Origin of the sequence: Mesorhizobium sp. CC13 (assembly GCF_039907765.1) — a bacterium.
Lineage (GTDB): Bacteria > Pseudomonadota > Alphaproteobacteria > Rhizobiales > Rhizobiaceae > Aminobacter.
On the sequence record NZ_JARDJI010000009.1, the window covers coordinates 134,650 to 151,417 of the forward strand.

At 65.7% G+C, this 16,768-nt stretch carries 16 protein-coding genes; 13 read left to right on the plus strand and 3 right to left on the minus strand.

Going from position 1 to position 16,768, the window contains the following annotated elements:
* Genes PV773_RS14415 through PV773_RS14430 form a run of 4 tightly spaced genes read left to right on the plus strand, consistent with a single transcriptional unit; the run spans position 1 to position 3,517 of the window.
* Positions 1 to 699 carry an ABC transporter ATP-binding protein gene (locus PV773_RS14415; protein ID WP_347967005.1) on the plus strand — a complete coding sequence of 233 codons (699 nt, stop codon included), beginning with the start codon at positions 1 to 3 and terminating at the stop codon, positions 697 to 699.
* Positions 692 to 1,396: an ABC transporter ATP-binding protein gene (locus tag PV773_RS14420; RefSeq protein WP_347967006.1), complete on the plus strand. Its 705-nt coding sequence runs from the start codon at positions 692 to 694 to the stop codon at positions 1,394 to 1,396. Before PV773_RS14415 ends, PV773_RS14420 begins: the two co-directional genes overlap by 8 nt.
* 13 nt (positions 1,397 to 1,409) lie before the next feature.
* Positions 1,410 to 2,003: a transglutaminase domain-containing protein gene (locus PV773_RS14425; RefSeq protein ID WP_347967007.1), complete on the plus strand. Its 594-nt coding sequence runs from the start codon at positions 1,410 to 1,412 to the stop codon at positions 2,001 to 2,003.
* On the plus strand, positions 2,000 to 3,517 hold the full coding sequence (locus PV773_RS14430; protein WP_347967008.1) for an FGGY family carbohydrate kinase: 1,518 nt from the start codon (positions 2,000 to 2,002) through the stop codon (positions 3,515 to 3,517). The genes PV773_RS14425 and PV773_RS14430 overlap by 4 nt, the downstream gene beginning before the upstream one ends.
* A 9-nt stretch (positions 3,518 to 3,526) precedes the next feature.
* Here PV773_RS14430 and PV773_RS14435 read toward each other — a convergent pair whose 3' ends face one another.
* Positions 3,527 to 4,390 carry a MurR/RpiR family transcriptional regulator gene (locus PV773_RS14435; RefSeq protein WP_347967009.1) on the minus strand — a complete coding sequence of 288 codons (864 nt, stop codon included), beginning with the start codon at positions 4,388 to 4,390 and terminating at the stop codon, positions 3,527 to 3,529.
* Positions 4,391 to 4,525: 135 nt separating this feature from the next.
* On the opposite strand from PV773_RS14435, the gene murA reads away from it, so the two are divergent.
* The 9 genes from murA (at position 4,526) to PV773_RS14480 (ending at position 15,154) form a co-directional block, all read left to right on the plus strand.
* Positions 4,526 to 5,782, plus strand: coding sequence for a UDP-N-acetylglucosamine 1-carboxyvinyltransferase (murA, locus tag PV773_RS14440; RefSeq protein ID WP_347967010.1), 1,257 nt, complete (start codon positions 4,526 to 4,528; stop codon positions 5,780 to 5,782).
* Positions 5,779 to 6,681, plus strand: coding sequence for an N-acetylglucosamine kinase (locus tag PV773_RS14445; RefSeq protein WP_347967011.1), 903 nt, complete (start codon positions 5,779 to 5,781; stop codon positions 6,679 to 6,681). Before murA ends, PV773_RS14445 begins: the two co-directional genes overlap by 4 nt.
* A gap of 120 nt (positions 6,682 to 6,801) precedes the next feature.
* Complete coding sequence (murQ, locus tag PV773_RS14450) at positions 6,802 to 7,734, plus strand: N-acetylmuramic acid 6-phosphate etherase (RefSeq protein WP_347967012.1); 933 nt, start codon at positions 6,802 to 6,804, stop codon at positions 7,732 to 7,734.
* A gap of 54 nt (positions 7,735 to 7,788) precedes the next feature.
* Positions 7,789 to 9,306 (plus strand): ABC transporter substrate-binding protein, encoded by a 1,518-nt coding sequence (locus PV773_RS14455; RefSeq protein ID WP_347967013.1) that lies wholly within the window; start codon positions 7,789 to 7,791, stop codon positions 9,304 to 9,306.
* A gap of 150 nt (positions 9,307 to 9,456) precedes the next feature.
* Positions 9,457 to 10,416, plus strand: coding sequence for an ABC transporter permease (locus PV773_RS14460; RefSeq protein ID WP_347967014.1), 960 nt, complete (start codon positions 9,457 to 9,459; stop codon positions 10,414 to 10,416).
* A complete protein-coding gene (locus PV773_RS14465; RefSeq protein ID WP_347967015.1) occupies positions 10,416 to 11,249 on the plus strand; it encodes an ABC transporter permease in 834 nt (277 codons plus the stop codon). Before PV773_RS14460 ends, PV773_RS14465 begins: the two co-directional genes overlap by 1 nt.
* A 16-nt stretch (positions 11,250 to 11,265) precedes the next feature.
* The gene (locus PV773_RS14470) at positions 11,266 to 13,008 is read left to right on the plus strand and encodes an ABC transporter ATP-binding protein (RefSeq protein ID WP_347967055.1); all 1,743 of its coding nucleotides are present in this window, start codon (positions 11,266 to 11,268) and stop codon (positions 13,006 to 13,008) included.
* An 11-nt stretch (positions 13,009 to 13,019) separates the two neighbouring features.
* Positions 13,020 to 14,033 (plus strand): serine hydrolase domain-containing protein, encoded by a 1,014-nt coding sequence (locus PV773_RS14475; RefSeq protein WP_347967016.1) that lies wholly within the window; start codon positions 13,020 to 13,022, stop codon positions 14,031 to 14,033.
* A 2-nt stretch (positions 14,034 to 14,035) separates the two neighbouring features.
* The gene (locus tag PV773_RS14480; protein WP_347967017.1) at positions 14,036 to 15,154 is read left to right on the plus strand and encodes an anhydro-N-acetylmuramic acid kinase; all 1,119 of its coding nucleotides are present in this window, start codon (positions 14,036 to 14,038) and stop codon (positions 15,152 to 15,154) included.
* A 70-nt stretch (positions 15,155 to 15,224) separates the two neighbouring features.
* Here the strand turns inward: PV773_RS14480 and PV773_RS14485 are convergent, their stop codons facing one another.
* Together PV773_RS14485 and PV773_RS14490 are read right to left on the minus strand one after the other, a co-directional pair.
* Positions 15,225 to 15,647, minus strand: a complete 423-nt coding sequence (locus tag PV773_RS14485) for a GNAT family N-acetyltransferase (RefSeq protein ID WP_347967018.1) — start codon at positions 15,645 to 15,647, stop codon at positions 15,225 to 15,227.
* 125 nt (positions 15,648 to 15,772) lie between these two features.
* Positions 15,773 to 16,696 carry a LysR substrate-binding domain-containing protein gene (locus tag PV773_RS14490; RefSeq protein WP_347967019.1) on the minus strand — a complete coding sequence of 308 codons (924 nt, stop codon included), beginning with the start codon at positions 16,694 to 16,696 and terminating at the stop codon, positions 15,773 to 15,775.
* Positions 16,697 to 16,768: the final 72 nt, after the last annotated feature.

Sequence of the window (16,768 nt, forward strand, 5' to 3'; positions counted from 1 at the left end):
TTGCTGGAACTCAAGGCAGTCCGCCGCGCGTTCGGCGGCATCGTGGCGGCCGATGGTATCGACTTCTCACTGGCGGCTGGCGAGCGCCGCTGCCTGATCGGGCCAAACGGTGCGGGCAAGTCGACATTCTTCAAGCTCATCATGGGCTTGATAAAGCCGGACTCGGGAAGCATCCATCTCGACGGCTCCGATATCAGCCGTGACGAGCCGTTTCGCCGCGTTCAGCGCGGCGTCAGCATGAAATATCAGACGACCCGCATCTTCCCGACGCTCACCGTCGCCCAGAACATGTTCATCGCAAGTCCCGGCGGCAAGCTGTCGGAGGTGGCCGCATGGGGTCTCGAGCGGCTCGAGCTGGCGCGCAACACTGCCCGCCCGGCGGGGGAGCTGAGCTACGGGCAACAGCATTGGCTGGAAATGTGCATGGCGCTCGGCAATACGCCGCGCGTCGTGCTGATGGACGAGCCGACCGCCGGCATGACGCCGCAGGAAAGCCAGCGGACCGCGCAATTCATCAAGGAGCTCGGCGACCGCGGCATCGCCGCGATCGTCATCGAGCACGACATGGGTTTCGTGCGCGGCCTGGAGGCGCCCACGACGGTGCTGCATCAGGGAAGGGTCTTCCGGCACGGCAGCATCGCGGAAATCGAACGCGATCCGGACATTCAGCGCATCTATCTGGGGGACGCTCATGGCTGAGCCGTTGCTTAGTGTCGACCATGTACGGAGTGGCTATCGTGGCGGCGATATCCTGAACGACGTCTCCATGCAGGTGCACAGGGGAGAGATGGTCGCCGTTGTCGGCCGCAATGGCGTCGGCAAGACGACGCTGATGCGCACGATCATGGGGCTGCTGCCGCTGCGCGCCGGGGATATCCGTTTCAAGGGCGTCTCGGTTGCCTCGGACGCTCCTCAGAAGCGTGCGCGCGCCGGCTTCGGCTACGTGCCGCAGGGAAAGATGATCTTCCCGTTCCTGACGGTTGCCGAAAACCTCAGGATGGGCGAGCGCATCGGCGGAGCGGCTGGGTCGCTGGATCGCGTGTTCGAAATGTTTCCGATCCTGCGCGAGCGGCTTGGCCAGCATGGCGGAACGCTGAGCGGAGGCCAGCAGCAGGCGCTCGCCCTGGCGAGGGCGCTGGCGGGTAATCCGCAACTGCTCATCCTGGATGAGCCGTCGGAGAGCATACAGCCGAACATCATCCAGGAAATCGGCCAGATCCTGCAGCGCCTCAATCGCGACCATGGCCTGACGATCATCCTGGTCGAGAACAATTTCAGCCTCATCCGAGCAACCGCGCAGCGGGCCTATGTGCTGGATCGCGGGCGCTGCGTTGCAGAGCTTACCACCGCCGACGTTGCCGATCGCGAGCGAATGCTCCGCCACCTTTCTGTTTGATTGGAGAATACCGATGAATCTGGACGCGTATGATGAATTCCTGGCAGGCATCGGCGAAACGCCGAACCGGCTTGCCGCCATATATCACGCCGTCCGCAACATACCCTATGGCTCGGTCGGCACGCGGGATCCGCTGGTGGTGATGAAGCAGCGCAGCGGCTCCTGCTCGGGAAAGCATGTCCTCCTGCGCAACCTGCTGCGCCGCGCCGGCTATGAGGCAGGCGTCGTGACCATGTTCACCTATTTCGATTCCAAGCTGTCGACCAACCCGTCCTTTCCGGCCGAACTGAACGACATGATCAGGGAGGGCGAGGTCTGCGATTTCCATCACTTCGTGCGGGTCGGCGGCGAGGGCGGCCTGGAACTCGACGCGACCTGGCAGGACGGCCTTGAGAGGTATGGCTTTCCGGTAAACTCGAACTGGACCGGCGAGACCAATACCGAGCTTGCGTCGGTGCCGCTCGAACTGTTTGAACCCGAGGAGGATCTTATTGCGTTGAAGATCAGGCTGGTCGCCACGCTCACACCCGAGCAGGCCCAAAGGCGCAGCCGCTATTTCGCGCTGCTCAGCGCCTGGATAGCCAGTACCCCCGGCGTGCACGGATGAGTGGCGGGCCGCTGTTCGTCGGTATCGACGCCGGAACGACCGGCGTTACCGTCGCCTTGTTCGACAGGCGCGGCCTCATGGTCGCCAGCGGCGACCGCGACTATTCCTGCATCTTTCCTCAGCCTGGCTGGGTCGAACAGGACATGGATGTCGTCTGGCGCGCTGTGTGCGAAGCCAGCCGCCAGGCCATGGCGGGGATCGATCCCGGCCGGATCGTTTCGGTAGGGCTGTCCAGCCAGCGCGGTACCTTCGCCCTGCTCGACGACCAGTTCCGACCGCTGGCGCCTGCCATCGTCTGGAACGACGCGCGTGCCAGGGACATGGAGGCGACGATTGCTGCGAACATCTCGCCGGCAAGGTTCCGTTCGCTCACCGGCATGCCTCTCGCGGCTTCCTGGGCCGTGGCCAAGATCGCCTGGCTGGCCGCGCACAAGCCCAGACTTCTCGACGCCACGAGGTGGATCTGCAACGGACAGGAATACCTGCTTCGCCTGCTGGGAGCAGAGCGGTTCGAAGGCGACCCGTCCAGCCTGACCTTGAACGGCATGCTCGACATACGCCGGCTTGGGTGGAGCGACGAGGTCTGCAAGGCCGCCGGTATCGACCTCGCCAAGCTTCCGCCGCTCGGCGAGCCCGGGGCCGAGGTCGGCGTGATTTCGAAGCAGGCGGCGGCGTTGACCGGACTGCCCGCCGGCGCAGTACTTTGCCGTGGAGCGGGCGACCAGCAATGCGCCGCGCTGGGTGCGGGCGTGGTGCGGCAGGGCATGGCCGAGATCACCATAGGCACCTCGGCGATGATGGTGGCTCACCTCGACCATCCCGATCTCGCGGTCGGAGAGCAGACCTACATCGGCGCGCATGCCATTCCCGGCAAGTGGGACCTGGAGGGCGGTTGCTTTGCCGTCGGCGCCTGCCTGCAATGGTGGCGCGACCAGTTCGAAGGTCCGGCGTCCGGTTATGAGCAGATGATGGCGGAAGCGGCCAAGGCGCCGGTTGGGAGCCAGGGACTGGTGTTCCACCCCTTCTTCGCCGGGCAGATCACACCTCACTACGATGCCACCGCCCGCGGGGCGTTTCTCGGCCTGACGCTGAAACACGCGCGCGCGGACCTCATCCGGGCCATGCTCGAAGGTTTCGCCTGCGAAATACGCATGATGGTCGAGGCCTTCGACGCCGACCTCATGTCCGGGATCACCGATCTGCGGCTCACCGGCGGCGGCACGCGATCCTCGCTTTTCGCGCAGACGATCGCGGACGTCCTGGACCGTCCGGTGAGGCTGCTGCGCGAACGCGAATGCAGCGTACTCGGTGCAGCACTGCTGGGTGCCGTGGGTTCCGCCCATTTCGCCTCGATCGAGGAGGCGGCGGCGGAAATGGTCTGCGCTACGCATTCACTCGAGCCGAACATCGAGCACCGGGGCGTCCTCGACAACCTTTACGGACTGTTTCGCGAGAGCTATTCGGCCCTGGCTGGGGCGGACTTCTATCGGCAGCTCGAACTGGTGCGCCAATAGGTACTCCGTTCAGCGCAATCTTCCGTCCAGCTTGAGGGCCGCCACGGCGGCCTCGCTCTTGCGGATGTGATCGCCGGCGTCGGCCTGCCGTTGCACCAAGAGGATGAAAAGCAGGTCTGTCAGCGCAAGCTGGGCATCGCGGACGGTGATCGATGACGAGCGGACGTCGTCCTCGTCGCTTGCCGTGTGCAGCACGATGTCGGCGATCGCGCTCAGCGGATTGTCCCTCAGCGATGCAATGGCCACGACCGTCGCGCCACCTTCGTTGGCGAGTTCGGCGATGCGCAGCGTCTCGATGCTCGTGCCGGAATGCGAAAGAGCGAGCATCACGTCCCTGGGCCCCAGCGATGCGGCGCTCGCCAGTTGCACGTGGCTGTCGCTGTCGTGCAGCACGTTGCGGCCGAGCTTCATGAGCTTGATGGCGAAATCGCGCGCCACCAGCGAAGAGGCGCTGACTCCGGCGAGGTGGATCCGGTCGGCCTGGTCGAGCAGGTCGAGAACGCGTGCCACGGTCTGTTCGCTGTTCACCGACATCGTCTGCTGCATGGCGGCCAGCTTGCCCGCCACGAGCTTCTGCTGCACGGCGACATAACCGTCGGCGCGGTCGATGCTGCCATGCACCATGCCGGGCGGCGCCTGCCATTGCTGGACCCGGGCCTCGCTGACCGCGAGCTTCAGCTGCTGGTAGCTCGGATAGCCCAGCTTCTGCGCGAACTTCACCACACTGGACTGGCTGCGGCCGGTCTGTTCGGCAAGCGCAACGGACGATAGCCGCAGCATCTCGTCCGGCTTGTCGACGATGAATTGGCCGATCTGCCGGTCGGCCGGCGCCATGGTGTCGAGCGTCGCAAGGATTTTCGTGAGAACCGACATGAAGTTCCTCGCGCCCTCTCATCCGGCAAAGAGTGGGAATAGAATATTCCATCCAATGTTGACAGAGAAGAATAATCTGATCAACTCTCTCGCCAGTTCGGCTGGTCTCGACCGGCTGCTGAACGGATCTAGAACATGGACAAGTTGCGAATCGTCGGTGGCCAGAGGCTGCAGGGGGCAGTTGCCATCTCCGGCGCCAAGAACGCGGCGTTGCCGCAGATTGCTGCGTCGCTGCTGAGCCCCGAACCGCTCGAACTGACCAACCTGCCGGCAGTGAGCGATGTCGAGAACATGCTCGGCGTCATTGCCCAGCACGGCGCGGGAGTCAGCCGCCAGGGCCGTTCGATCATTGTCGACGCGAGCGCCGCTTTTTCCAAGGAGACCAGCTATGACACCGTGCGCAAGATGCGCGCCACGGTGCTGGTGCTGGGGCCGCTGCTGGCGCGTTTCGGCAACGCGCAGGTGTCGCTGCCCGGCGGCTGCGCGATCGGTGCGCGGCCGGTCGACATGCATATCAAGGCCCTTGGCCAACTCGGTGCCGATATCGGCATCCAGGGCGGTTCGATCGTCGCTGTGGCGCCCCGCGGACTGACGGGCGCGCGCATCGTACTCGGCTCGCCGTCGGTGGGCGCGACCGAGACGGCGATGATGGCGGCCACTGCCGCGCGCGGTGAGACGGAGATCGTCAATGCCGCCCGCGAGCCAGAGGTGATGGACCTCGCCGCTTGCCTCAACGCCATGGGTGCGAACATCGAAGGGGCGGGGACGCACCGTATCCTCGTCCAGGGCGGCACGTCCTGGCGCGCGGCCATTCACCACACGATTCCCGATCGCATCGAGGCCGGGACCTATGCCATCGCCGCGGCGATCACCGGCGGCCAACTCGAACTGACGAACGCACGGCTCGAGCATCTTGCGTCGGTGGTACAGGTGCTGGAAGCGGCGGGCGTCAGCGTCTGGCCTGGCGATCGCGGGCTCATCGTCTCGCGGGGCGACCCGTTGTCGCCCGTCGACATCACCACGGAACCCTATCCCGGCTTTCCGACAGATCTCCAGGCGCAGTTCATGGCACTGATGTGCTGCGCGCCGGGAGCGTCGCTGCTGCGCGAGACGGTGTTCGAAAACCGCTTCATGCATGTTCCCGAGCTGGTTCGCCTCGGCGCCAACATCACCCTGCAGGGCACGACGGCGCTCGTGCGGGGTGGCGCGCCGCTGCGTGGCGCTCAGGTGATGGCGACGGACCTCCGCGCCTCCGTTTCGCTGGTGCTTGCCGCGCTCGTTGCGGAGGGCGAGAGCATCGTCAACCGCGTCTACCATCTCGACCGGGGCTATGAGAGCCTCGACCGCAAGCTCCGCATGTGCGGCGCGACCATCGAGCGGATAGCAGGATGACCAGCGCCGCCGTGCCTCGCTTTTACCTCGGTGTCGACGGCGGCGGCACGGGCTGCCGCGCACGCATCGTCGACGCGGCCGGCAATGTGCTCGGCCAGGGCCTTTCCGGTCCGGCGACGACGCGGCTCGGCATCGACGTCGCCTGGGCGTCGATCGCGCGTGCCTTTGGCGCAGCCGTGGAGGAGGCAGGCCTCGGTGATGCCGAACTGGCTCACACCTTCGCCGGCATCGGCCTTGCCGGCATTGGCCGCAAGGGCGCGCTGGAGGCGTTGCAGGCGATCGAGCATCCGTTTGCCGCGATCGACTTCGCCAGCGACGGCATGGGGGCCTGCCTTGGCGCCCATTCGGGCAAGGACGGGGCGATCGTCATCGCGGGCACCGGCTCGATCGGACTGGGCTTCGTCGAGGGTCGGGACCTCAGGGTTGGCGGCTACGGATTCCCGATCTCGGACGAGGGCAGCGGCGCCGATCTGGGCTTGAAGGCGGTGCAACTCGCGCTCCGGGCGCATGACGGCCGGCACGACCGCTCCGCGCTGCTGGCGGAAGTGATGCAGCGGTTCCATGACGATCCGATGGAGGCGGTGGCCTGGATGGACCGGGCCACCGCCACCGACTACGCCGCGCTTGCGCCGACGGTCATGCGCCATGCCGACCAGGGCGACGCGGCCGGCCGCCGTATCGTCCAGGCTGCCGCCGAGCAGATCGACACGATCGTCCGCACGCTGTTCGACAAGGGCGCACCCCGCGTGACCCTGCTCGGAGGGCTGGCGAGCCCTCTCGAACCCTGGCTCGCGCCCGACGTTCGCCGTCGCCTCAAGCCTGCCGATGGGGATGCAGTGTCCGGCGCGATCATCCTGGCCAGGTGGCTTGACAGCGTGGCAGACGCGTCAATCATCTAGGAATATTTCATTCCAAAATTTGTTGACATTAGGAATATTACATTCTAAAACGTTAAGGAAAGCCTCATGGGATCCGGCCCGGCGAGGCTCTGCATCTCAAGAACCGGACAGGTGGCGAACGTGTCGGAACAAGCCTTGATTTCGGAGCTGGGACGCTTGGTTTCCGAGGAGCGGAACCCGCGCACCATGGATATCGACCTGTTGCCGACGGTCGACGTCCTCAGGAAGATCAACGACGAAGACAAGAGCGTCGCCTCCGCTGTCGAGAAGGTGATCCCAGAGATCGCCGCCTGCGTCGATCGCATCACCGCCGCGTTCCGGCAGGGCGGGCGCCTGATCTACATGGGTGCCGGCACCAGCGGCCGCATAGGCGTGCTCGACGCGTCCGAGTGCCCGCCGACATTCCGCGTTCCGCCGACGATGGTCGTCGGTCTCATCGCCGGTGGCTACAGCGCGCTGCTCAAGGCGACGGAAGGTGCCGAGGACAGCCAGGCCAAGGGCGCCGAGGCGCTGGCCGAGATCGATCTGACGGCCAAGGATGTCGTGGTGGGCATCGCCGCAAGCGGCCGCACGCCCTATGTCATTGGCGGTCTCAACTATGCAAAAAAGGTCGGCGCGACCGCCGTCGCCCTTTCGTGCAATCCCCAGTCGGCAATCGCTGCCATAGCCGACATCGCCATTTCGCCGGTCGTCGGCCCCGAGGCATTGACCGGGTCGACGCGGATGAAGTCGGGCACGGCCGAGAAACTGGTGCTCAACATGCTGACCACCGCGAGCATGATCCGCATCGGCAAGACCTACGAAAACCTGATGGTCGACCTGAAGGCCTCGAACAAGAAACTCGTGGCACGCGCCGCCCGCATCGTCATGCAGGCGACCGACTGCACCCTGGAAGAGGCGCAACTGGCACTGGCCCAGACCGAAAATGACGTGAAGCTGGCCATCCTCATCGTCATGACGGGGATGAACCTTGCCGATGCGCGATCGGCGCTGAAGAGGTCGAGCGGGTTCTTGCGACAGGCAATCCAGGACGCGAGGCGAGCGTCCGAGTGATCCGGGAGCGGCCATTCCGGCCGCACCGAGGGAAAGAGCTAAAGGGAGGATGAAATGACCAGCAAGTTCAAGTATTTCCTTGGGGCAACGACGGCCGTGATGATCGGCCTGTCGGCCGTTGCAGGGCATGCCGATGCAGCCACGCTGCGCATGGCCTGGGCGCAGGACGCCACCGGCCTCGACCCGCACAAGCAGACGGCATTCTCGTCGCTGCGACTGCTGGAGCTGATCTACGAGCCGCTCGTGCGCCTCGACGCGGATCTGAAGATCGTTCCAGGCATCGCCACGTCCTGGGAATTCGGTGCCGACGGCAAGCAGCTCACCTTCAAAGTCGATCCCAAGGCGAAGTTCCAGAACGGCGCTGCCGTCACCTCGGCCGACGTCAAGGCATCGTTCGAGCGCATCCTCGACGAGAAGACGGGTGCCGCGAACCGCGCCAACTACCTGTCGATCGAAGGCATCGAGACCCCCGACGCCGGCACCGTCGTCTTCAAGCTGAAGCAGCCCGACGCGCCGATCCTGACGGCGATGACCGACACCAATTCGTCGATCGTCCCGGCCAGCGAGATCGCCGCCGGCACCATCGGCACCAAGGCGATCGGCTCGGGTCCGTTCAAGCTGGAGAAGTGGGATCCCAATTCCAAGGAAGTGCTCGTCGCCAACAAGGACTGGGCTGGCGGTGCGACCGGCGTGGACGGAATCGAGATCAGCGTGCTGCCGGACGAAACCGCGATCCTCGCCGCCATGCGCACGGGCCAGGTCGACTTCGCCCTGCTCAACGATCCGCTGATCGCCACGCTGGTGCCCAACGAGCCCAAGCTTCAGCTCAACCGCGCCCCGCTGCTCGCCTATCACGTCCTCCAGCTCAACCCGGCGCGCAAGCCGATGAACGAGCTGGCCGTGCGCCAGGCGATCTCGTGCGCCGTCGACCGCCAGGCCGTGCTCGAAACCGCATCGCTCGGCGAAGGCCGGGTGACCGGGCCACTGACGATGCCGTTCTTCGCCTCCGATCCCAACTCGCTGTTCTGCTACAAGCAGGATGTCGAGAAGGCCAAGAAGCTGATGGCCGATGCCGGTTTCGCCGATGGCTTCACCGCCACCGTGATCGCCGCGACCGCCGAGCCGCCGACGGCAGCCGCCGAGGCCCAGGTGCTGCAGTCGCAGCTGGCCGAGATCGGCGTCAAGCTCGACATCAAGATGATGGAGCTCAACGTCTATGTCGACACCTGGCTGAAGGGCGACTTCGACATGGCGGTGGCGCTGAACGGCGGCCGTCCCGACCCCTATACCATGTACAACCGCTACTGGACCAAGAGCGGCAACCTACAGAAGGTCTCCAACTTCGCCGACGACACGCTCGACAAGCTCCTGCAGGACGGTCGCGCCGAGACCGATCCGGAAAAGCGCAAGGTGATCTTCGCCGACTTCGACAAGCAGCTCGCCGAGAAGTCGCCTTGGGTCTGGCTCTACACCGGCTATGGCTACACCGCGCAGCAGAAGAACGTGCAGGGCTTCGTGCCTATGCCTACCGGCTCGCTGTTCAGCCTCGGCAAGGTGACCATCCAGCAGTAGCAAGAGCTTCGGGCGGCGCGCTCTCCCTGTCGTCGCCTGAAGGCGGTCGCCATCGCGTCGATGGCGACCGCCAAGGCAGCGTAAGTCGTGCACCGGCCGGCTCCGTTGCAGAACCGACGCGGTTCCTCAACCCGATATGGGACGCATGCCATGAGTTACGTGATACGTCGCCTTCAGGCCTTCCCATTGGTCCTGATCGGGGTCTCGGTCATCGTCTTCATCGCCATACGGCTTGTGCCGGGCGATTCCATCACGGCGATGCTGGGCACCGAGGCAGGCCTCCTGACCCCGCAGCAGCGGGGTTCACTCGCCGCCTATTTCGGCATCGACCAACCATGGCCGATCCAGTATTGGCGCTGGTTCACCGGCCTGTTCAGCGGCGACCTCGGCATATCGGTGACCTACGGCAAGCCGGTGCTGACGGTCATCCTCGAACGCTTTCCGCTGACGCTTGAACTTGCGCTCTTGTCGATGCTGATCGCGCTGACGATCGGTGTTCCGGCGGGCGTCTTCGCCGCCACCCGCAATGAACGCCCCGCCGACCTCGGCGTCCGCATCGCCGCCATGATCGGCCAGTCGACGCCGAGCTTCGTCGTCGGCCTCGTCCTCATCTACATTCTCTCGGCCGGCTTCGGCGTGCTGCCGACGATGGGTGTCTTCACGCCGTTGTGGCAGGACCCGCTGCAGAATCTCGGCCAGATGATCCTGCCGGCGATCACGCTTGGCCTTGCATTCGCCGCTTCGGTCACGCGTGTTTCGCGCTCGGCCATGCTCGATGTGCTGAGCGACGATTATGTGCGCACGGCGCGGAGCAAGGGTGCTCCAGAACGCCGCGTCATCTGGCGCCATGCGCTGCCCAATGCGCTGGTGCCCGTCGTCACGCTGAGCGGCATCGAGTTCGGCTACCTGCTCGGTGGCGCCGTCATCGTCGAGCAGATCTATGCTCTGCCCGGCCTCGGGCGCATGGTGCTGGAAGCAATCCTGCAGCGCGACTATGCCCTGGTCCAGGGCGCGGTGCTGTTCATCGCCCTCAACTTCATGATCGTCAATCTGCTCGTCGACCTTGCTTATGCCGCGCTCGACCCCCGTATCCGCCTGGAGGGACGCTGATGCGCATCCTGAAATCGATCTTTTCCCATCCGAGCGGCCGCATCGGTGGGGCCATCGTGCTGACCTACTTGCTTGTCGCCTTGCTGGGCGCCGCTGGCGCGACGCCGCACGATCCGCTGATGCAGTACCGTATCGACCGCCTGCAGGCGCCTTCGTCCTCCTACCTCATGGGCACGGATCTGTTCGGCCGGGACGTGATGAGCCGCCTGATGAAAGGCGTCGGCCAGTCGTTCACGGTGGCCTTCTTCTCCGTCGCCCTGGCGACGCTTGCCGGTACCGTGCTCGGCCTCACTGCAGCTTGGTACGGCAAGCGCTGGGATACGGTGATGATGCGGCTGATGGACGTGCTGCTGGCGTTTCCCGCAATTCTGCTCGCGCTGCTGATCGTCACCATCATCGGTCCCGGCACCTGGACCAGCGTTGCGGCGATCAGCATCGTCTACACGCCGATCTTCACCCGCGTCGTGCGCGGTCCGGCACTGTCGCTCAAGGAGCGCGACTTCGTCGATGCCGCCCGCACCTTCGGGTCGAGCCGCTCCTACATCCTGACGCGGCACCTGCTGCTCAATCTGGTGGCGCCGCTCACCGTGCAGGTGACGCTGGCGCTCGCCTGGGCGCTGCTCACTGAAGCCGGTCTCAGCTTCCTCGGCCTCGGTACCCAGCCGCCGGCCTCGTCGCTCGGCCTGATGCTGAGCGACAGCCGCAACCTGATGGAGCAGGCACCCTGGCTGCTGGCCTTCCCGGCTGTCGCCATCATGCTTTCCATCCTCGGCTTCAACCTGCTCGGCGATGCGCTGCGCGACATCCTCGACCCCAAGACGAGGAGGGCGTGACATGGGAGGGCATCAGATGAAGCCGATCCTTTCGGTCCGTGACCTGCACGTGAGTTTCGGCCCGGCAGCCAGCGCCAAAGAAGTGGTGCATGGCGTGAGCTTCGATGTCGGCGTCGGCGAGGTCCTTGCGATTGTCGGCGAGAGCGGTTCCGGCAAGTCCGTGACCGCGCTCTCCAGCAACCGGCTGATCGACTATGCCGGTGGCCGGATTACCAATGGCAAGATCGAGCTGCTGCGCGCCGACGGCAGGGTCATGGACGTCACCGCCGCAAGCAAGCAAGATCTCGTCGGCATACGCGGCGCCGAGATCGGCGTGATCTTCCAGGAGCCGATGACGTCGCTCAATCCGGTGCTGACCATCGGTACCCAGATCGAGGAGTCGTTCCGACTTCATCGCGGCCTCACCGGCAGGCAAGCCAGGGCGGCTGCCCGCGAGGCGCTTGAGCGGGTGCGCATCCCCGATGCCGATCGGCGGCTCAAGGCGACGCCGAACGAGCTGTCGGGCGGCATGCTGCAGCGCGTGATGATCGCCATGGCGCTGGCCTGCAACCCGCGCCTGCTGATCGCCGACGAACCGACCACGGCCCTCGATGTGACCGTGCAGGCGCAGATCATGGCGCTGCTGGCCGAGCTGCGGCGCGAGACGGGCATGTCGATGATCTTCATCAGCCATGACATCGGCCTTGTCGCCGGCATCGCCGACCGCGTGATGGTGATGCAGGACGGTCGGGTGGTGGAACAGGGCGAACTCAGCCAGATCCTCGACGCCCCGCAACATCCCTACACCCAGCACCTGCTGCACGCGGTGCCGCATTTCTCCAGCGGCGTGGCGGTGAGAGCGGACGGAGCGCGAAAGGCAGCGCCGCTGCCCAAGCCGACGCTCGAAGTCGACGACCTCGTCGTACGCTATCCGCTGAAGGGCGGCTGGTTCAGCAAGCCGGTCGGGGCCGTGCATGCCGTCGACGGCGTCGCCTTCGACCTGATGCCCGGCGAAACGCTGGCGATCGTCGGCGAGAGCGGTTCGGGCAAGTCGACCACCGCACGTGCCGTGCTGGGCCTCGTCTCGCCGACGCGCGGGGCCTTGGAGGCCCGGGCGGCGAGGCCCGGCCAGAGCCGGCTGCCGGTGCAGATGGTGTTCCAGAACCCCTATGCCTCGCTCAACCCGCGCCTCAACGTCGAGCAGATCCTGGCCGAGCCGGTGATCGCAACCGGCCAGCCAATCGACGCTGCCGTTCGCACTCGAATGGTGACGCTCCTCAGGCGCGTTGGTTTGCCGGAGGACAGCCTTGCGCGCTATCCGCACCAGTTCTCTGGCGGTCAGCGGCAGCGCCTGTGCATTGCGCGTTCGCTGATGCTCAACCCGTCGGTCGTGGTGCTCGACGAGGCGGTCTCGGCGCTCGACGTTTCCGTCCAGGCCCGCGTGCTCGAACTTCTGGTCGACCTGCAGCGCGAATACGGTCTCGCCTATCTTTTCATCTCGCATGACATGGCGGTGGTCGAGCGCATCGCCCACCGCGTCGCGGTGATGTACGCCGGCCAGATCGTCGAGATCGGCGACGCGAAGTCGGTCCTCGCCGATCCTCAGCACCCCTATACGAAGAAGCTCATCGCAGCCGTGCCCACCATCGACCGCCGTAATCAGCACTTCGAGCTCGACACCCGCCAGGTCCCGTCGCTGGTGCGCCCCGTCGGCTTCGAGCCGCCGGCGGCGAAGTGGCTTCAGTTTGGCGCAGATCACAAGGTGCGGGCCGAGGCCTGAGGGAAACGAAGATGGCAACGGACGACCTGCCCAACCGTTTCGACCGCGCTTTCGCACTGCTTGCACATTCCGTCGAGACCGGGCGCATTCCGGGTGGCGTGCTGGGCATCGTCGACAGGGGCGGCCAGCGCATCACCAGGTCGATTGGCCTTGCGCAGCGCGTTCCCGCCTCGCGGCCGATGCGCGACGACACCTGGTTCGACCTGGCGTCGCTGACGAAGGTCATCTTCACCACGCCGCGCATCTTGGCGCTGGCCGAGGCCGGCACGATCGACATCGACGCGCCGCTGATTTCGGTGCTTCCCGATCTGCGCCAGTATGACCCTAATGCCTGGGAACGGCAGGTCACCTTCCGCCAGTGCCTTGGCCACCAGACGCCGTTCCCTGCGGTTGAGCCGATCTATACCTATGGCCAAGACCCCGACTTGCTGCGCACCTTCATCCTGCAGCGCGAGTGGCGGAAGCTCGAGGCGCCTGTTTACTCCGACATCAACTTCATCCTGCTCGGCTTCGCCATAGAGCGCCTGTCGGGCAGGTGGATCCGCGACATGGACGCCGGCCCGGGCTTTGCCTTTGCTGCCGATCCTGACCGGTCGGCAGCGACGGAGGACTGCACCTGGCGCCATCGCGTGCTGTCGGGCGAAGTCCATGACGACAATTGCTCGGCCCTGCAGGGAGCCGGCCACGCCGGCTTGTTCGGCACGGCGGCCTCCGTGCTCGACTTCGCGCAGGGCCTGCTCGACGGCAGCGGCGCCTCGCCGAAAGCCATTGGCCTGATGCGCACGCCACTGTCGGACACGCGCACCCATGGCTGGGAACATGCCTACATCGGCTGGTCCGGCGGTGACCGCTGCAGCGCAGCCACCATCGGGCACACCGGCTTCACTGGCACCGGCCTCTGGATCGATTTCGACATCGGCCGCGCCTGGACCCTGCTCACCAACCGCATCCACCCCACCCGCCATTTCGACAGCGGGATCGTCGATCTTCGCCGCCGGACCGGCGACACCATCAACGGAGCTTGAACATGAAACCCATCTGGTCGGTCGGGCTGATGACCGGAACCGTGCTCGACGGCAACATCGACGTCGCGCTGCTCAAGACCGATGGCGAGTGCATCGAGGCGTTCGGGCCCTACGCGCTCGTGCCTTACGAGGCGTCGGTGCGGCCGATGCTGGAGCAGGCACAGGCCGAAGCCCGCGTGTGGAATTTCGAAGGCCCCGAGCCGGCGATCTTCGCTGCGGCGGAAGAAGCGCTGACCCGCGCCCAGTCGGCCGCGGTCAGGCAGGTCGTCGAAGGCGCCGGTATGACGATGGCCGATATCGGCGTCGTCGGCTTCCACGGCCAGACCGTGCTGCACCGCGGACCCCAGAAGGGCGGCCTGCGCGGCGAGACCCGTCAGTTGGGCGACGGCGAACTGATGCAGTCGCTGCTCGGCACAAAGGTGGTCTACGATTTCCGCACCGCCGACATCCGTGCCGGCGGGCAGGGGGCGCCGCTGGCCGCGGCCTATCACGCCGCCCTGCTCGGCACGGCCGGCGCCAGCGGCGACAGCGCCATCCTCAATCTCGGCGGCGTCGGCAACGTCACCTGGTGGGACGGCAGGTCCGATCTCGTCGCCTTCGACACCGGCCCCGCCAACGCGCCGATCAACGACTTCGTCAAGGCTAGGGGGTTGGGCGAGATGGACCGGGGTGGGGCGCTCGCTGCGGTTGGCACGGTCGACGAGGCAAGGCTTGCGCGCCTTCTCGAGCATCCCTATCTCGCCGCCCCTTATCCCAAGTCGCTCGATCGCTTCGACTTCACAGCTGCGATGGCCGACGGGCTCAGCAATCAAGATGGTGCTGCGACGCTTACTGCTTTCAGCGCCTCTTGCGTCGGCAAGGCGCTCGACCTTCTGCCGCAGCGCCCGACAAAACTCTTCGTCTCCGGCGGCGGCCGTCACAACCCCACCTTCATGGCCATGCTGCTCGAACGCGCCGGCGTCGAGGCGGTCTCGGCCGACACGATCGGCTGGCGCGGCGATGCCGTCGAAGCCGAGTGCTTCGCATTCCTGGCCGCGCGCGTGCTGCGCGGCATGCCCATCAGCTTCCCGAGCACCACGGGCGTCCCCCGGCCGATGACAGGCGGCTGTGTCGCCGGCTGACTTGCGGCGGCAGCAAACGATCGAGATGGGCGACCGTCGGCGACCATGACGGCCGCCGACGCTTCCCTTTTCAGGCCTGCTCCAGGGGCTTCGCCAGGAAGATCCGTGTGCGGCCCTTCGGAAAGTCCGGCAACTCGCCAAACGGCTTGTAGCCCTGGCGCTGATAGACCTTCAGCGCCGTCGGGCTAAAGGTGTCGATATAGGCGCCGTGGCAGCCGCGTGCCGCAGCTTCGTCCTCGGCCGCCTGCAGCATGCGCGAAGCCGCGTTCTGTCCGCGCAGGCTCTCGTCCACCCACAGCCATTGGACATAGAGCCAGCCCCAAGCGGTGTAGCCGGATATGCCGGCGACGACGGAGCCATCCTCGCCTCGAACGAACACTGCCAACGGGCGCTTGTCTGCCGGTCCGACGTCCGCCGCGTTGAAGGCGGTCAGATGGTCGCCGACCGTGCCGAGGTCTTCGGACGATGGGGCGTCGGTGACTTCGTACTTCATGCGTTGCCTCTGTCTGTCCGGCCTAGATGGCCTGCAACGCGTCGTCGGTGCAAGGGGCAGGACCCGATGTCCACCGTAGCTGGAGAGGGCGATCGGAGCGCTTCCGGTGCCGACAGAGCGCGAACTCACCAGGCAACGGGATCGCCGGCCGAACCATCGGCCTTCAGCAGGCCGATCAGCCGACTGACATCGGCGCGATCGATCTTGGCGGGCGGCACGAAGGCGCAATACGGGTGACCGAGCCTGACAGTCGCCGAAGACAATGCGACGAGACGGCCGGCCTCGAGATCGGCGCGCGCAAGTGCATATTGGCCCAGCGCAATGCCGAGCCCGAGGCGGGCGGAGGAAATGGCGAGGCTCGACAGGCCCACGCGCCTTCCCCGGGAAGGATCTGGCCTGCGCGCGCTTCCCTGCTCCACGAACCAATCCGACCACGTCGGATGCGAAGCGTAGTTCGGACCCCAATTGGTGTGGATGAACGCGCTTTCGTGGACGTCGGCGAGGCTTGCAACGTCCCCGCCGAGGCTGCGCCAGAATTCCGGCGAGCAGACGGGCAGGACTTCGTCGTGCAGCAGCCTTATCCTAACGAGTTCGGGGTAGTGGTAGTCGCCGTAGCTGATGCGGACGTCGGCGCCCTGGCGCATGATGTCGATCGGATCGTCTTCAACTCGTATGTCGATCGCCATGCGCGGGTAGCTGTCCAGCATCGCGCGCAGCCGAGGCGCAAGCCAGTTTTCAGCCAGCGAAGAGGGAGCGCTGACGACCAGGCGCATGCGCACCTCGTCGGCCAGGATGCGGGCGGTTACGGTGGCGATGTCGCCAAGCGCTCGCGCCGTCTGTGGGTAGATCGCATGGCCCGCGTCGGTCAATGCGATGCGGTTGCCGGTCCGCAGGAACAGCTGCTTGCCGAAATAGCTCTCGAGATTGCGCACCTGCTGGCTGATGGCCGCCGACGAGACGCCCAGCTCACGGGCTGCGAGGGTGAAATTGCCGGTCCGCGCCGCCACCTCGAATGCCTTCAGCGCGTTGAGGGGCGGAAGCCGCTCCATAACTTCTCCATAAGGTTTTCTTTCGCAAGCCTAACAATTTTGCGCGTTGAAGCGAAGATTTATTTGCGGCCT

What these genes read in the sequence shown, in the direction of transcription:
- PV773_RS14420 (WP_347967006.1), top strand. Translation starts at nt 692, where the DNA reads ATGGCTGAGCCGTTGCTTAGTGTCGACCATGTACGGAGTGGCTATCGT.
- PV773_RS14425 (WP_347967007.1), top strand. Translation starts at nt 1,410, where the DNA reads ATGAATCTGGACGCGTATGATGAATTCCTGGCAGGCATCGGCGAAACG.
- PV773_RS14430 (WP_347967008.1), top strand. Translation starts at nt 2,000, where the DNA reads ATGAGTGGCGGGCCGCTGTTCGTCGGTATCGACGCCGGAACGACCGGC.
- PV773_RS14435 (WP_347967009.1), bottom strand. Translation starts at nt 4,390, where the DNA reads ATGTCGGTTCTCACGAAAATCCTTGCGACGCTCGACACCATGGCGCCG.
- murA (WP_347967010.1), top strand. Translation starts at nt 4,526, where the DNA reads ATGGACAAGTTGCGAATCGTCGGTGGCCAGAGGCTGCAGGGGGCAGTT.
- PV773_RS14445 (WP_347967011.1), top strand. Translation starts at nt 5,779, where the DNA reads ATGACCAGCGCCGCCGTGCCTCGCTTTTACCTCGGTGTCGACGGCGGC.
- PV773_RS14455 (WP_347967013.1), top strand. Translation starts at nt 7,789, where the DNA reads ATGACCAGCAAGTTCAAGTATTTCCTTGGGGCAACGACGGCCGTGATG.
- PV773_RS14460 (WP_347967014.1), top strand. Translation starts at nt 9,457, where the DNA reads ATGAGTTACGTGATACGTCGCCTTCAGGCCTTCCCATTGGTCCTGATC.
- PV773_RS14465 (WP_347967015.1), top strand. Translation starts at nt 10,416, where the DNA reads ATGCGCATCCTGAAATCGATCTTTTCCCATCCGAGCGGCCGCATCGGT.
- PV773_RS14470 (WP_347967055.1), top strand. Translation starts at nt 11,266, where the DNA reads ATGAAGCCGATCCTTTCGGTCCGTGACCTGCACGTGAGTTTCGGCCCG.
- PV773_RS14475 (WP_347967016.1), top strand. Translation starts at nt 13,020, where the DNA reads ATGGCAACGGACGACCTGCCCAACCGTTTCGACCGCGCTTTCGCACTG.
- PV773_RS14480 (WP_347967017.1), top strand. Translation starts at nt 14,036, where the DNA reads ATGAAACCCATCTGGTCGGTCGGGCTGATGACCGGAACCGTGCTCGAC.
- PV773_RS14485 (WP_347967018.1), bottom strand. Translation starts at nt 15,647, where the DNA reads ATGAAGTACGAAGTCACCGACGCCCCATCGTCCGAAGACCTCGGCACG.
- PV773_RS14490 (WP_347967019.1), bottom strand. Translation starts at nt 16,696, where the DNA reads ATGGAGCGGCTTCCGCCCCTCAACGCGCTGAAGGCATTCGAGGTGGCG.